General features: G+C 76.2%; 12 protein-coding genes. 5 read left to right on the top strand and 7 right to left on the bottom strand.

The annotated features are described in order from the left end of the window. Positions 1–2: 2 nt before the first annotated feature. Both ACZ6PY_RS15950 and ACZ6PY_RS15955 read right to left on the bottom strand, forming a co-directional pair. Positions 3–776, bottom strand: a complete 774-nt coding sequence (locus tag ACZ6PY_RS15950) for a nucleotidyltransferase domain-containing protein (protein ID WP_466072802.1) — start codon at positions 774–776, stop codon at positions 3–5. A 43-nt stretch (positions 777–819) separates the two neighbouring features. Further along, positions 820–1755: a diacylglycerol/lipid kinase family protein gene (locus ACZ6PY_RS15955; RefSeq protein ID WP_466072804.1), complete on the bottom strand. Its 936-nt coding sequence runs from the start codon at positions 1753–1755 to the stop codon at positions 820–822. Positions 1756–1911: 156 nt separating this feature from the next. Here ACZ6PY_RS15955 and ACZ6PY_RS15960 point away from each other — a divergent pair, with 156 nt between their 5' ends. Both ACZ6PY_RS15960 and ACZ6PY_RS15965 read left to right on the top strand, forming a co-directional pair. After that, a complete protein-coding gene (locus ACZ6PY_RS15960) occupies positions 1912–3186 on the top strand; it encodes a hypothetical protein (RefSeq protein WP_466072806.1) in 1275 nt (424 codons plus the stop codon). Positions 3187–3331: 145 nt separating this feature from the next. Continuing rightward, positions 3332–4009 carry a hypothetical protein gene (locus tag ACZ6PY_RS15965; RefSeq protein ID WP_466072808.1) on the top strand — a complete coding sequence of 226 codons (678 nt, stop codon included), beginning with the start codon at positions 3332–3334 and terminating at the stop codon, positions 4007–4009. A 45-nt stretch (positions 4010–4054) separates the two neighbouring features. Here ACZ6PY_RS15965 and ACZ6PY_RS15970 read toward each other — a convergent pair whose 3' ends face one another. Then, the gene (locus ACZ6PY_RS15970) at positions 4055–5314 is read right to left on the bottom strand and encodes a glycoside hydrolase family 6 protein (RefSeq protein WP_466072810.1); all 1260 of its coding nucleotides are present in this window, start codon (positions 5312–5314) and stop codon (positions 4055–4057) included. A 223-nt stretch (positions 5315–5537) separates the two neighbouring features. Here ACZ6PY_RS15970 and ACZ6PY_RS15975 point away from each other — a divergent pair, with 223 nt between their 5' ends. Beyond that, positions 5538–7853: a transglycosylase domain-containing protein gene (locus tag ACZ6PY_RS15975; protein WP_466072812.1), complete on the top strand. Its 2316-nt coding sequence runs from the start codon at positions 5538–5540 to the stop codon at positions 7851–7853. Between the two features lie 36 nt (positions 7854–7889). Continuing rightward, the gene (locus ACZ6PY_RS15980; RefSeq protein ID WP_466072814.1) at positions 7890–9299 is read left to right on the top strand and encodes a CoA transferase; all 1410 of its coding nucleotides are present in this window, start codon (positions 7890–7892) and stop codon (positions 9297–9299) included. A 99-nt stretch (positions 9300–9398) separates the two neighbouring features. Here ACZ6PY_RS15980 and ACZ6PY_RS15985 read toward each other — a convergent pair whose 3' ends face one another. The 4 genes from ACZ6PY_RS15985 to ACZ6PY_RS16000 form a co-directional block, all read right to left on the bottom strand. Then, positions 9399–9992 (bottom strand): TlpA family protein disulfide reductase, encoded by a 594-nt coding sequence (locus ACZ6PY_RS15985; protein WP_466072816.1) that lies wholly within the window; start codon positions 9990–9992, stop codon positions 9399–9401. Further along, complete coding sequence (locus tag ACZ6PY_RS15990; RefSeq protein ID WP_466072817.1) at positions 9989–10420, bottom strand: hypothetical protein; 432 nt, start codon at positions 10418–10420, stop codon at positions 9989–9991. Before ACZ6PY_RS15990 ends, ACZ6PY_RS15985 begins: the two co-directional genes overlap by 4 nt. Positions 10421–10491: 71 nt before the next feature. Further along, positions 10492–12549: a M6 family metalloprotease domain-containing protein gene (locus ACZ6PY_RS15995; RefSeq protein ID WP_466072819.1), complete on the bottom strand. Its 2058-nt coding sequence runs from the start codon at positions 12547–12549 to the stop codon at positions 10492–10494. A 163-nt stretch (positions 12550–12712) separates the two neighbouring features. Further along, positions 12713–13615, bottom strand: coding sequence for a dihydrodipicolinate synthase family protein (locus ACZ6PY_RS16000; RefSeq protein WP_466072820.1), 903 nt, complete (start codon positions 13613–13615; stop codon positions 12713–12715). A 229-nt stretch (positions 13616–13844) separates the two neighbouring features. Here ACZ6PY_RS16000 and ACZ6PY_RS16005 point away from each other — a divergent pair, with 229 nt between their 5' ends. Beyond that, entirely contained in the window at positions 13845–15077 is a 1233-nt protein-coding gene (locus ACZ6PY_RS16005; RefSeq protein ID WP_466072822.1) for a PucR family transcriptional regulator, read from the top strand. The last annotated feature ends 29 nt before the right edge of the window (positions 15078–15106 follow it).

Genomic DNA, 15106 nt, shown 5'->3' on the forward strand with positions numbered 1-15106 from the left:
CGTCAATGCGTCGCGGCGATCCGGTCCAGCACCCGTCGCTGGAAGGCGCGGGCCTCGGGTCCGGCCGGCGGGGGTCCACCGCGGCGGGCCGCGATCGACCGGCGGATCAGCTCGGCGTCCGCGTCGTCGGCCGCGAGCCGCCGCCCGGCGTCCACCTTGCCCAGCCAGACGCCGTCCCGACAGCGGACCAGCGCGCGGCAGGCGCCGAGCACCGCGTCCTCGGCGCCGGGGGCGGGGGCGTCGCCGGGCGGGGTGGGCAGTGCCAGCCACCAGCGCAGGGCGTCGACCAGCAGCCCCCGCAGCTCGCTCGGCCCCGGGTCGCCGAAGACCTCGGCGGCGGGCGGACCGAGCAGGGCCAGCCCCGACTGGCGCAGGATGCTGCGGTCCAGCGCGTACCAGAACCGCCCGTCGGCGGCGGGCCGGTCGGCCGGGTCGTAGGTGGCGCGGAAGGGCATGGTGGCGCCCGTGTTCAGCTCGACCTCGAAGCCCGGCTCGGGGGTGCCGGAACCGGCCACGTCCCGCCGGTAGACCACCAGCTCCAGGCCCCGCGCCGGGCAGGGCAACGCCTCGTGCCGCAGGCGGTCCACCAGCGCCCGCTTCGCGGGCCCGCCGACCGGTCGGTCGACCACGAGGGCCACGTCCACGTCGCTGCGTCCCGGCTGGTAGACGCCGAGGCCCACCGAACCGGCCGCGTACGCGCCGACCAGGTCGTCGCCGAACACGGCCCGGGCCCGCCCGACCAGCTCGTCGAGGTAGCGGCGCACGTCGTCGTCCATGCCGGCATCCTGCCGGTCGGTGCCGCGGCGGCGCGGGGCGGGGTCAGTCCGGCGGGTCCGGGCAGCAGACGGTCAGGGCCTCCGGGACCACCTTCACCTTCAGCTTCTTCGCCGTGCCGCGCGCGCCGCCGTCCAGCTCGTACGTCTTCGGCTCGGCGAACCGGACGCGCACCTTCCGCCCCCGGGTGATCCGCACGAACGGCGACTCGTCGGACCTGCCGGCGGCCATCCGGCCGAGCGTGCGGGCCCAGTCCACGGCGCCGCTGGCGGTGGAGACGCCGATCTCCAGCGCGCCGTCGTCGGGCCGGGCGTCGTCGAAGGCGGGGATGCCACCGGTGATCGTGCCGACGTTGCCGAAGAGCACGCAGCTCGCGTCGCCGTCGAACCAGTCGGCGCCGTCGACGGTGATCCGCGTCCGGACGCACTCGCCGCGCACGTGCCGCAGCCCGGTCCAGACGTACGCGATCCGGCCGAGCCGGCCCTTGAGCTGGCGGTCGGCGTCGCGGATCAGGTCGCCGTCGAAACCGGCGCCGGCCATCACCGCGAAGTGCTCCCCGTTGAGCCGGCCCAGGTCCAGCGCCCGCCGCCGGCCGTGCAGGGCGATGCGGAGCGCCCCGGGCAGGTCGGCGGGGATGCCGAGGTTGGTGGCGAAGAGGTTGGCGGTGCCGGCGGGCAGGATGCCCATGGGCACGTCCGACCCGGCGAGGGCGTCGGCGCACCGCTGCACCATGCCGTCGCCGCCCCAGACCAGGATCAGCTCGGCGCCCTTGTCGAGCGCCTTGCGGACCTTCTTCGGCGCCTTGCGGCTCTTCGGCACCTCGTACCAGAGGAGCCGCCCGACCCCGGCGGCGACCAGCCCGGCGCGCAGCTCGTCGAGGCCGCCGCCGAAGGTCTTCTTCCGGTGGGCGACGACCGCGACGGCGCCGGCGGGCGGCGTGCCGGAGTCGGTGGCGGGATGGTCGGCGGCGCGCGTGCTCATGACAGCCCTCGGTACCCCACCGGCCGATCTCCCACGCCTGCGGATCCGGCGACGCGCCCGATTTCGATCAGCAGCGTACTGTGATCGACCGACCTCGTTCGGTAGAGTGCGGGCGGTGACCGCCGGCGCTGCCCGGTGGCCGGAGGGATGCCCGGGATGACTCGACGCGGCGGACGGCTGACGCGGGTGGTGCTGCGCGTCGGCCTGCTGCTCGGCGGGGTCGCGGCGGCCTGGGGCGTCCACGAGGTCGCCACGGGCAGCGCCGCGCAGGCCGCCGAACGCCCGCCCGCGGCCCCGCTCACCGCCGTCGTCGGCCTGCTCACCGACACGCTGAGCCCGGTCCTCGCCGTGGTGACGCCGCCCTCCGACGACGCCGCCGCCGACCCGCCGCCCGTGACCGGCGACCGACCCGTTCCGGGCGACCGGTCCGCGTCCGGCGGCCGGGCCGACGGGACGGCCGGCCAGCGGGCGGCCACCCGGCCGGAGGGCCGCCGCGCCGCTCCCGCCACCCGCCCCGGGGCGAACACCGACCGCCGGCCCACCCCGGGCGCCCGCCCGGCCGGCCGGCACCCTGCTCCGGCGGCCCGCGACGACGCGCGGCGACCGGCGGACCCGCGGCGCACCCCGAGCGGGCCGGACCGGCGGGCGGGCGGCCACCGTGGGCTCGACACGGCCCTCGACCCGGTCCGCACGGGGGTGCTCGACCCGCTGACCGGGGCGCTGCGACCGGTCACCGACCCGCTGCGGGACTCGGTGCTCGCGCCCGTCGCCGGCACGCTGCGCCCGGTCACCGACCCGCTGCGCGACGCCGTGCTCGCGCCCGTCGCCGGCGTGCTCGCCCCGGTGACCCGGCCGCTCGCCCCGGTCCTCGCCCCGGTGTGGCGCGTCCTGGAGCCGGTGCGCCGGCCACTGGACCCGGTCCTGACGCCACTGACCCCGGTGACCGACCTGCTGGACCCACCCACCGGCCCGGTGACCCCGCCGCCACCCGCGACGACCCCGCCCGGCACGTCGCCACCGTCCACCGGCGGCCCCACCGACCGCCCGGCGCCGGACCGGCCCGCCGACGCCCCGAGGGCTCCGGCCGACGCCACCGGCCGCGCCGCGGGACCGGAGACACGCCCGGCGACCACCAGCGACGGACCGTCGGACACGGCCGGTGCCGCGCGGCCCCACGACGGCGGCTCCGGCCCGTCCTCCCGGCCGCAGCGCGGCCGCTCGGACCGGGACCCGGTCCCGGCCACGCCGGCAGCCCCGGCCACCCCGGCCGGCAGCGGTGCGGCGGGGCCGTCGGGCAGCGGCCACGGTGCGCCGGCCGTCACCGGCCCCACCCCCTGGGCCCCGCCGGCCCTGGTCGGCCACCGCGGCGGCCCGGCCGACGGCCCGCCGCCGGCCTCGCGCTCGCCCCGCCCGGGCACCCGGCCCGCCTGACCGGCCCGCGGTGGCGTCCGCCGCCGCGCACCGCACCCGGCCTCCTCCTGCCACACGCTGCACGGCCGCTCACGGCCGGCGCCGGACGACGACCGTTCCCGGCGCCCTCCCACGTACGCGATCACCCTGGTGACCAGGAGTCTTCATGAGCACAGCCACACCCGTCGTCCGGGCCCGGTGGTGCGACATCGGCCGCATCGCCGATCTCGTCGCCGAGGCCCTCTCCCCGACCGCACTCGCCGCGTGGCTCGTCCCCGACACGCACCGCCGCACCGCCGTCCTGGCCGCCGTGGCCCGGATCTGGACCGAACACGCGATGCTCTTCGGCGACGCGTTCCTGCTCCGGGACGGCACGGCGGCGACCGTCTGGTTCCACCGCTACCGGCCGATCCCGGCGCCGAACCGGTACGCCGACCGTCTCGCCGCGGCCGCCGGCCCGGACGAGGAGCGCTTCCTGCGGCTCGACGAGGCGCTCGCCGTCCGGCGACCGGCCGAGGCGCACAACCACCTCGCGTTGCTGGCCGCACCCGGCCCGGCGGCCGCCCGGCGGGCCGCCGCGGTGCTCGTCGGGGCGCAGCGCTGGATGGACACGCTGAGCCTGCCGACGTACGCGGAGGTGTTCACCGAGGCCGACCGGGACCTGTTCCGCCAGCACGGGTACGCCGACCGGGAGGCCTTCCCGGGACCGGGCGACACCACCACCCACCCGATGTGGCGGCTGTCGCCGTTCTGGGGCAACCGGGCCGGCGGCAACGGCCGCTGGTCGACGCGCCGGATCACCAGGACCCGCAACGGCCGGGCCACCGGGTGGGCCCTGCGCTGAGGTCGATCCGGGCCGGGGCGGTCGACCGCCCCGGCCCGGGCCGGTTCACCGCAGCGGCGGGTTGGCGTACCGCACCAGTTCGAGGGCCTGCTCGGCGAACCAGGCGCCGGCGGGCGGGTCGGCCATGCCGCCGCGCGCCGGGTCCCGCCCGGTGCCGGTGCCCCGGTCGCACTGGCCGTCGGACTGGCCGGGCGTCTTCACCCAGAGGAACGCGTCCGCGAGCGGGTCACCGGTGGCCGTGGTGGGGCGCAGGCCCAGCCCCCGGTCCGGCGGGTTGCACCAGGTCTGCGGGTCCGGCCAGGTCACGCCGGCCGGCGCGGTCCACGGGCCCTGCCCGTTGCGGCTGGTGTCCACCACGAAGTGGGCGAGCCGGTCGGCCGGCACGTCGCCGACGTTCTCGGCGTACCACTCGTCGGTGCGGACCCAGGTGCTGAAGTCGGCCGGGTCGGCCGGGAAGTACTGGCTGGCGCACCACTCGAAGTGGCCGCGCGCCCACTCGGGCCCCGCCGTGCCGTAGTGGACGCACTTGGCGATCCAGTTGCCGTACTTGAGCTGACGCTCCGTGGTCTCGTAGTTGGAGACGTTCAGGAAGAAGCCGTCGGCCCGGCCGACGCCGGCCTTGACCAGCCGGTCGGCGGCGTCGCCGACGCCGAGCCAGGCGCTGTGCGTGCCGTCGAGGTAGACGCTGGTGCGGGGCAGCGCGCCGAGCTTGTCGACGGCGTAGTTGAGCATGGCGAACCGGTCGGCGGCGGCCGTCGCCGGGTCCGCCTCGGCGGGGCGGCACCAGTCCTGGCTGCCGTTGATCGTGGTGTACCAGGGGATGATGCCCAGGCCGTCCGGCTCCAGCATGACGGCCACCTCGTGGCCGCCGATGCCCCGGGCGAACGCGTCGATCCACTGCTCGTACTCGGCCACCGAGGTGGCGCCGCCGGCCGAGTACTGCGCGCAGTCGCGGAACGGGATGTTGTACGCCACGAGCACGGGCACGGATCTCTTGCCGGCCGCCCGGCGCACCTCGGCGTTGACCGTCCGGGTGACCGTGGCGGCCGAGCCGCCGGTCACCCAGACCGCCTGGGGGGTACGGATCATGGTGCGCAGCGCGGCGGCCTGCCGGTGGTGCCCGGTGGCGGTCAGCCGGGCGATCTGGGCCACCGCCCCGTGGTCCGGTCGGGGGGTGTAGAACCGCACGCCGTCGCGGATCTCGGCGCCGGCGGGCCCGGGCGAGAAGGGCACCGCCGCGGCGAGGGTCGCGGCGACGGCGGCGACAGCCGTCAGGGCGCGCCGCCGAAAGGGAGTCAGGGCCACGTCATTGCTCCTGAGGGGACGGGGGAACGGGTGATGGGAGCGTTCCCGCAGCTCGTCAGAGCCTGCCCGGCGCAGCCGCGGCTGTCAATGTCTCCCGGCGGTGCGGCGCGGCGGCCGCCACGGGAAAGAACGCCGGAGGCCGGTGCCGTCGTCGCAGCTCCGCTAGCCTGCGAGCCGGGCAGGGACACGATTCGGCCGAGCAGACGGAGGGTATCGGGTGCGGATGCGTCCAACCGGTGACCACGAGGCCGACGGCTCCACGACCCCCACGCCGGGGCGGCGGCGCCGGCGGAACCGCCTGCTGACCTTCCTGGCGGTGTTCGCGCTGCTGGCGGGCTCCGGCCTGGTGGCCGGCGGCTACTACTTCGACAGCGTGCCGACCCCCACCGACCTCAAGCTCCCCGAGTCGACCACCGTCTACTACGCCGACGGGCGCACGGCGATGGCGAAGCTGGGCGCGGAGAACCGCACCATCGTCCCGTACGACCAGATGAACGACTCGGCCAAGCAGGCCATCGTGGCGGCCGAGGACCGGACCTTCTGGAGCAACAAGGGCATCGACTTCAAGGGCGTGCTCCGGGCGGCCTGGGCGAACGTCACAGGCGGGCAGCGGCAGGGTGCCTCCACCCTCACCCAGCAGTACGCGCGGGTCGCCGCCGACCTGCGCGGGGTCACCTACTCGCGGAAGCTGCGGGAGGCGGTCGTCGCCTGGAAGCTGGACGACACCTACTCCAAGGAGGAGATCCTCGGCTTCTACCTGAACACCGTCCCGTTCGGCCGGGGCGCGTACGGGATCGAGGCGGCCGCCCAGACCTTCTTCGGCAAGACGGTGCGCCGGGACGCCCCGCCGCAGCAGCAGCTCACCCAGGCCGAGGCCATGGTGCTCTGCGCCATGGTGAAGCAGCCGGAGGCCGACCCGGCCGACCCCGAGGGCTCCCCCGGCTACGACCCCCGGCGCAACGCCCTCGCCAAGCAGAACTCGATCGACCGCTGGAACTACATCCGCGACGGCATGGTGAAACTCGGCTATCTCACCCCGGAGCAGGCGGCGAACCTGGCGTACCCGGACTCGGTGCGGCCCATCGACCCGAACGCGGGCCGCTCGGGCCTGGACGGGCCGACCGGCCTGGTGGTCCACCACGTGCTCGGCGAACTGCGGGAGACCGAGCCGTTCCGCGGCAAGCCGGACGAGGTGATCCGCGACGGCGGCTACAAGATCGTCACCACGATCGACAAGCGCGTGCAGGACGCCGCGGAGGCCGCCGCCGACATCCGCCGGGACACCGCGCCCGAGGCGGTCCGCGGCCAGCCGAAGAACTGGCAGGCCGCGCTCGTCGCCGTGGAGCCCGGCACCGGCCGGGTGCTCGGCTACTACGGCGGGAGCAGCGGATCCGGCGCCGACTACGCCGGCTGGTACCGCGACGAGAACGGCCAGGCCCGCGGGTTCGGCCAGCACCCGCCGGGCTCGTCGTTCAAGGTGTACGACCTGGCCGCCGCCGTCGAGGACGGCATCTCGGTGAAGCAGCGGTTCGACTCGCCGGACACCAAGGAGTTCCCCGGGTCGGGGCGGACCAAGGGCAGCCCGGCCGGCCCCATCCGCAACGCCGAGCACGCGGCCTGCCAGCCGAACTGCGCCCTCTGGGAGGCGACCGTCGCGTCGCTGAACGTCACCTACTTCGAGCTGACCGAGAAGCTCGGCACCGCCAAGGTCATCGACATGGCGAAGCGGGCCGGCGTCGAGTCGATGTGGGAGACCGTCAAGGGCAACCCGCAGCCCCAGCGGGTGGACCTGCGCACCGAGCCGGCCGACGAGGTGGCCCGGCGGTTCTCCACCGAGGTCGGCATCGGCCAGTACGGCATCAGCGTCCAGGACCACGCCAACGGGATGGCCACCTTCGCGGCCGGCGGCAAGCGCGCCGACGCGCATTTCGTCCGGTCGGTCACCAAGGGCGACGAGAAGGTCTGGGGCGAGCAGCTCAAGCAGACCGACCTGGGCCTCGACCAGGAGGCGATCAACCAGCTCGACTGGACGCTGCGCCGGGTCAAGGCGGCCGAGCTCGACAACGGCTGGGACTCCGCCGGCAAGACCGGCACCTGGCAGGCCGGGCAGAGCACCACCCAGAACGTGCACACGTGGATGGTCGGCTGGACCGGGGCGCTCGCCTCCGCCGTCTGGCTGGGCACCACCGACGGCAAGCCGCTCCGGACGGCGGGCGGCAGCTACGAGGTCTACGGCTCCACCGGGCCCGGGCCGATCTGGCGGCAGTTCATGGCCGACGCCACCGCGGCGCTGAAGCTCGACCCGGACAAGTACCGGTTCGCCGAACCGGCGTTCCCGGACGACGCCCCGGCGACCAGCACCCCGACGCCGCCGCCGGCCACGTCCTCGCCCACCCCGTCCGCCCGGCCGACGCCGAGCACCACCCCGTCGCGCCCGAGTCCCAGCCCCAGCAGGCGGCCGACCTCGCTGCCGACCATCTCCCCCTCGCTCAGCCCGCTGCCGAGCCTGACACCGTCGAAGACCCGGAAACCCCGGTGAGCGTCGGGCCGCCGCCGGCGGTGCGATGATCGACCGGTGGTGGACTCGACGACGACGGCGGCGATCCGGTCGGCCTGGACGGCGCTGGGCGGGGACCCGGCGGCCGTCGCGGCGGTGCGTCCGGCCGGCCCGGACGGGGTGCTGCCGGCCCGGCTGCCGGTGACCGACCTGGCCGTCGCGTGCGTCGCCGCCGCCGGGCTGGCCGCCCGGGAACTGGCCCGCGCCCGCGGGGCCGGGTCCGCCGACCCGCTGGCCGTGGACACCCGCGCCGTGGCGGTCTCCTTCACCAGCGAGCGGCACCTGCGGGTGGACGGGCGGTCGTTCGACGGCTTCGCCCCGCTGTCCCGGTACTGGCCGACCGCCGACGGCTGGGTGCGTACCCACGCCAACTACCCGCACCACCGGCGGCGGCTGCTGGCCGCGCTCGACCTGGACCCGGCCCGCCCCGACGACGAGGCCCTCGCGGCGGCGGTGGGCGACCGGCTCGGCGCCCGGCGGGCCGTCGAGGTCGAGGAGCACGTCACCGCGGCCGGCGGGCTCGCCGTCGCCGCCCGCACGCCGGCGGAGTGGGACGCCCACCCGCAGGCCGCGGCCGTCGCGGCGGAACCCCTGGTCCGGCTGCGCGCCGACGCTCCGGCGGCGGCCCGCCCGGCGCCACCCGCGCCGCCCGGGCTCCCGGCCGCCGGGGTACGCGTGCTCGACCTGACCCGGGTGATCGCCGGCCCGGTGGCCACCCGGTTTCTCGCCCTGCTCGGCGCCGACGTGCTGCGCGTCGACTCCCCCGGCCTGCCGGAGCTGGAGCCCCAGCACCTGGACACCGACGCCGGCAAGCGCTCCACCCTGCTCGACCTGGGCCGGGACGCCGACCGGGCCCGCTTCGCGGCGCTGCTGGCCGGCGCCGACGTGGTGGTCACCGGCTACCGGCCGGGGGCGCTGGACCGGTGGGGCCTCTCGCCGGAGGCGCTGCGCCGGCACCGCCCCGACCTGGTGGTGGCGCGGCTGTCCGCGTGGGGCGGCACTGGCCCGTGGGCCGGGCGGCGCGGCTTCGACAGCCTGGTGCAGGCCGCCGCCGGCATCGCCGTGCTCGAGCGGCGGCCGGACGGCACGCCCGGCGTGCTGCCCGCCCAGGCACTCGACCACGGCACCGGCTACCTGCTCGCCGCGGCGGTGCTCCGGGCCCTGGCGCGGCGCGCCCACGAGGGGGGCGCCTGGACCGCCGACCTGTCGCTGGCCGGTACCGCCCGGTGGCTGCGGCACGACCTGCCGGCCGGGCCGGTCACCGCCGCCGCGCCGCCGGACCCCGACCCCTGGTGCGCCGAGCGGGACGGCCCCACGGGCCGCCTCCGGTACGCGCTGCCGCCGGTCACGCTGCCCGGCGGCCGGCCGGACTGGGCGAGCCCGCCGACCCGGTGGGGCACCGACGCGGCGGCCTGGCTGGCCCGCTGAGCGCGGGAGGACCGATGGCGCCACCGGCCGAGCCGGTGGCGCCCGAGCGGACGCCGGGCGGGACCGGCTCGCCGGCCACCCCGCGGACCGACCCGGCGGTCAGCGCGCCAGCACGAGCCGCCGCAGCTCGGTGTCGAGGGTGGCCGCGTCCACACCGCCCGGCCAGCCGCGCAGCAGCGCGCCGCCCTTGGCGACGACCACCACGGCCGGGGGTTCGCGGACCGCGTACGACCGCCAGATCGTGCCGTCGGCGTCGAGCACGACCGGGTATCCGACCCGGTGCTCCCGCAGGTAGCGCTGGACGTCCTCGGGCTTGTCCTCGGTGGCCACCCCGACGAGGACGACCTCGTCGGAGTGGCGGCGGGCCAGCTCGCTCAGGGCGGCCTGCCGGTCGGCGCAGAGCGTGCACCAGGAGGTGAAGAAGACCAGCACGACCGGGCGGTCGGCCCACAGCTCGGCGAGGGCCACCGGGCTGCCGTCGGCGAGCGCGCCGGTGACGGCCGGTGCGCCGGGCGCCCCGGACGGCGCGGGCCGCAGCGCCAGGTCCGCCGGCGCCGGACCGGGCAGCGCCGCGGCCCCACCGGCCACCGGCGCGGGCGGGGCGGGCGCCTCGTCACCGCCGGAGCAGCCGGTCGCCGCGAGCGCCGCCGCGAGCGCGACGGCGGCCAGCCGGACGGCGTACGCCCGGGTCACGACGGCACCACCGCGACCAGCGCGGGCCCCTCGCTGTCGTTCGGGGTGAGGTCGACCGGCGGGTGGCCGTCCACGACCAGCCGGTAGGCGTCCCGCGCGGCCAGGTCGACCGGCACGGCGAACTCGCAGTACGTCGGCACGCGCGTCACCTCCAGGTCCTCGGCGAAGGTCGCCACCGACCGGCCCGGGGACAGCGATCCCTCGGCGAGCGTCCGGCCGCCGGTGTCGACCACCTGGAACGGGGCCCGGTTGTGGAAGTGCGTGTAGGGGCCGGTGCCGGCGCACTCGACGCCCGCCGGCCGGATGTTGATGTCCCGGACGAGCACCCGCACGGTCATCGCCTTCCGGGCCTCCTCGGCGTCACCGCACGCGGTCAGCGCGCCGGTGAGCAGCGACGGCAGCACGAGCGCTGCCAGCAGGCGCCGCATCTGTCCTCCTGGGCGTTCGGGGGTGGTGCCCGGGGCGGTGAGGCACGCGGGCCGCACCGCCCCGGACGGGGTCAGCCGAGCTGCGCGCGGGGCCGCTCGACCCGGCACTGGCTGGTCACCGTCCTGCTCGGGTCGCTCTCCGAGGTGGCGGTGAGCGTCACCAGGGTGGTCGCGGTCGCGCCGGAGCCGGCGCCGACCGAGACGGCCACCGGGGTGCGGGCCCCGAACTCGGCCGTGGCCAGCTCGTTCGGCAGCTCCACCCGCCAGCCCCGGCCACCGACGGTCGCCGAGAGCCGGTAGACGTCGGAGCGCAGGTACGCCCCGGCGTCCTCCGGGTGCGGCTGCCCGCCGGCCACGTACGTCCCGGTGTTGGTCAGGTCGAACGTGCAGGTGGCGCCCTTGCCGGTGGGCTTGCCGTGGGTCACCAGGTGGCCCTTGGACAGCGCCACCCCGTGCACGCTCGGCCCGGCGCCGTCCAGCGACCGCACGGCCACCGTGTACGACAGCACCCCGTCGTCGTCCCGGCGCAGGTTGAGCACGTAGAAGTGCAGCCGGTTGGCTTCGTCCACGTACTCGTACTCGCTGCCGGAGTTGGCCCCGGCGTGGAACAGCGCGTCGGACAGCTGCCGGTAGTCACCCATGGTGATCTTCTGCGGGGTGCCGTTCGGCTGGTAGAAGTCGACCATGTCGATGTCCTGCGGGTTGGCGTCGACCACCCACACGAACGGCGCGCTGTCGGTGTTCTTGGTCTTGCTGATCAGGACGCCGTTGTCCGGGGTGAACGAGTCCGCGCCCAGCCGGTCGACGACCTCGACGGTGTAGTTGTTGTACCGGCCGCCGTCGCAGAGCGGGTCGGTGGTGACGCTGCACGCCGGCGCGCGGTCGGCGTTCATGGCGATGTTGAGACCGGTCAGGCCGCCCGGCCCGGCGTCCACGGCGCGGGCGGTCACGTCGGCGACCACGATTCCCGAGGTGGCCAGGCCCTCCCGGGACAGCCGCAGCACGTGCTCCTCACCGAGCAGCCCGATCTTCAGCTTGTCCCGCAGCATGTGCAGCGACCCCATGGAGCCGCCGTTGACCGGCGGGATCTGCCAGCGGGTGTGCGGCCCGCCCGGCCCGTTGAACGACCCGCGCGACATCATGCTCCAGATGCCGGTGTACGCGCGGCGCAACGGTGTGCCGTACGGGTTGTTGTAGTTGTCCCCGATGCTCAGCAGGTGGCTCAGCTCGTGGGCGTACACGCCCTGGCCGGAGCTCTCCGCCTGGGTGGACGAGCCGCCGCCGGCGTTCGGCCAGATGGTGGCGGCCGCCTTCCACGACGTCCACTCGACGTACCGGGTCTTCGCGTAGTTGGGCAGGGCGGGGTCCGGCGGGCCCCACGCGTCCGGCACGTCCTCCTTGGTCTGGAACATCATCTGGCCGAACTCCTGCCAGGTGGACGACTCGTCCTGGCCGGCCGAGAGGATGAAGACCAGCTCGAAGCTATCGGCCACGGCGTCGCCGACCGCCGCGCGCCAGGCGCCCAGCCCGTCGGTGCGGATGTTCTTGGCGCAGGTCTCCCCGGCCGGGCAGGCCCCGGGGTTGAAGCCGTTGTCGATGCCGTACTGGTAGGACTTCGCCGGCATCTCGTACGGGCCGAAGCCGCTGAGGTCCACCCCGTACCGGCCGTTGGAGTCCTGCATCCAGTACTCGTGCAGGGTGTGCCCCCGGTTCAGGTCGCCGGGCTTGTTGAGGAAGTCGGTGTAGAACGTCGCGACCTGGCTGCGGGGCACGTTCGCGGCGGTCGCCTGCGGGTTGCCGAAGACCGTCGAGCCGGCCGGCTGGGTGATGACGAACGGCTGGTCCACGTAGTCCAGCGTGACGAGCGCGATCTTGAAGTTGCGGACCGACCCGCGCACGGTCGGGTCGGACCAGTCGCGGCCCGGCACCTGCCGGTAGTCGTCCCAGGTCATCGTGTCCGGGTTCTGCCAGCGCTGGGGGTCGAGCGGCTGGAACGGGGCGGGCCCGCCCGGCGGGCCGTCCGGTGCGGCGGCGGCCGGCCCGGCGGAGCCGGTCGCGACCAGGACGGTCGTGACGGCGGCGGCCAGCACCGAGCGCCACGCCGCACGCCTGGTGAGCAGAAGGCGCATGGGGTCACCTCTCAGGTCCGGGCGGAGGGGGCGGGGTGCTCAAGGGGGCGCTCACCCGTCCGCATTGATCACGCCCGATCTCGACCCTAGGAGCCGGCCGGCGCGGCGGTCACCGTGCAGATGTCGGCAGGTGGCCCGGCGACTTCCGACACGTGCAGGACGGTCACGCCGCGGGCACCGGACCGGTGTCGGCCCGCTCGGCGCGCCGCAGGTCCCGGCACAACCGTTCCTCCAGTTCGGGCGGCAGCGCGCCGCGCGGCGGCCGGCACGGGCCGCCGTACCGGCCGGCCAGGCCCATGGCCAGCTTCACCGCCTGCACCGCCTCGGTCCGGGCACCCCAGCCGAGCAGGGGATGCAACCGGGCGTAGAGCGGCAGCGCGGCGGCCAGGTCCCGGGCCGCACAGAGCCGGTACAGGCTCAGGCAGAGCCGGGGAAGGGCGTTGGGGCAGCGGGCGAGCCACCCGGTAGCGCCGCACACGGTCAGCTCCAGCAGCACGTCGTCGGCGCCGGCCAGCACGTCCAGGTGCGGGCAGAGGTCCCGGATCCGGTGCAGCCGGCGGACGTCGTCCTCCCGTACCGCCACCACGCCGTCGGTCTCGGCGACCCGGGCCAGCAGGTCCGGCGTGAGGTCCACGGTGGTCTCGGCCGGATCGCGGCACACCACCACCGGCAGCCCGACGGCGGCCACCTCGCGGTAGTGGGCGACCACCTCGGCGGGGCCGCCCGGGTAGCCGACCGGTGGCGGGGCGAGCACCGCCTGCGCCCCGGCGGCCCGCGCCTGCTCGGCCCAGTGGCATGCCTGCCGGCTGCCGTACCCGCCGACGGCCGGCAGCACCGCGCAGCCGGCCGGCGCGGCCTCCACGGCGGCGCGGACCGCGTCGGCGCGCTCCCCCTCGGACAGGGCCGGGTACTCCCCCAGCGGACCGCACGGGGTGACGCCCCGGCAGCCGGCGTCGCCGAGCCAGCGCACGTGCTCCTGGAGCCGGTCGTAGTCGACGGAGAGGTCGTTCCGGAACGGCGTGGGGAGGGCGACGACGACACCCTGCCAGGGCCTGGTTGCGGCCACGACGGTGTTCCCTTCTCGGCGGGACCCGGCCCCGCACACGTTAGGGGCGTGCCGGCCGGCGGTCTTCCGACAGATGCCGGAACCCCGCCGCCCCGGAAGGTACGGCTGTCGCGGGGTATTGCGCGCCCGCCAACATCATCGGAAGGTAGGCCGAGGGTCCTACCAGCACACGTCCGGCCCGCGCCGTGCGGGGACCCCGCTGGGACCCGGGCCGGTCCGGGGGAAGCGCATGCGCATGGAGCTGCAACGCATCGTCGACCGGGTCGCGGCGCGGGTGAAGCGTCCGGCACTCATCGAGGACCGGCGCCAGCGCGTCGTCGTCTACAGCGAACACACCGGGGTGATCGACGGGGTCCGCCGCAGTTCGATCCTGCGCCGGCACACCACGCCCGAGGTGATCGCCTGGGCCCGGGAGATCGGCATCATGGAGGCCCGGCAGCCCGTGCGTACCCCGGCCCGCCCCGACCTGGACCTGCTCCCCCGGGTCTGCGTGCCGATCCGGCACCAGGACCTCCTGCTGGGCTTCGTCTGGTTCATCGACGCGGTCGACGGGATGAGCGACGAGGACATCTCCGTGGTGACCGAGGCGATGCCGGACCTGTCGCTCGCCCTCTACCGGGAGAACCTGCTCGGCGAGCTGACCTCGCAGCGGGAGGCGGAGGCGACCCGGACGCTGCTGGTCGATTCCCCGGAGGCCCGCCGGGAGGCCGTCCGGTCGCTGCTGACCGACGGCGTGGTGGCCCGCGACGGCCAGGTCACGGCGCTTGTCGCCCAGCTCGCGGTGGCCCGGGACGAGGTGCTCGACGACGCGGCCCGGGTCGCCCTGGAGCACGCGCTGGTCGCCACCCGGCAGTGGGTGGGGTCGCGCAAGACCCTGCACCTGGTCCGGCACGACCACGGCGTGCTGCTGCTGTGCGGCGGGCGGGCCACCGGCCGGGTGGCGGCGGAGGACGCGGCCGCGCACCTCGACCAGGCCCTGCGGGCGGCGACCCGGGGGCTGGCGTCGGTGAGCCGCACGGTGCTCGGGGTCGGCGACGGCCGGCCCCGGCTGTACGACAGCCTGCTGTCCTACCAGGAGGCGTTCCAGGCGGCCCGTGTCGGCCTGCAACTGCCCGTCCTCGGCCCGGTGGTGCCCTGGGCCGACCTGGGGATCTACCGGTTGCTGTCCGGGGTGGACGCCGGGCACCTGGACGTCGCGCGGGTGCATCCGGGACTGGGCCGGCTGCTCGGCGACGAGGCGCACCAGGTGCTGCTGGAGACCCTGGAGGCGTACCTGGACCTGGCCGGCAACGCCCACGCCACCGCCGAGCGGCTGCGCCTGCACCGGACGACGCTGTACTACCGACTGCAACGGGTGGAGCTGCTCGCCGGCACCGACCTCAAGGACGGCAACGAACGGCTCTGCCTGCACCTGGCGCTGAAGCTGGGCCGGCTCACCGGCCGGTACCAGCCGGCCCGGTAGCCGGGGCGGGGCGACGCCGTCGGCGCCCC

Source organism: Micromonospora sp. NPDC048907 (genome assembly GCF_055586885.1).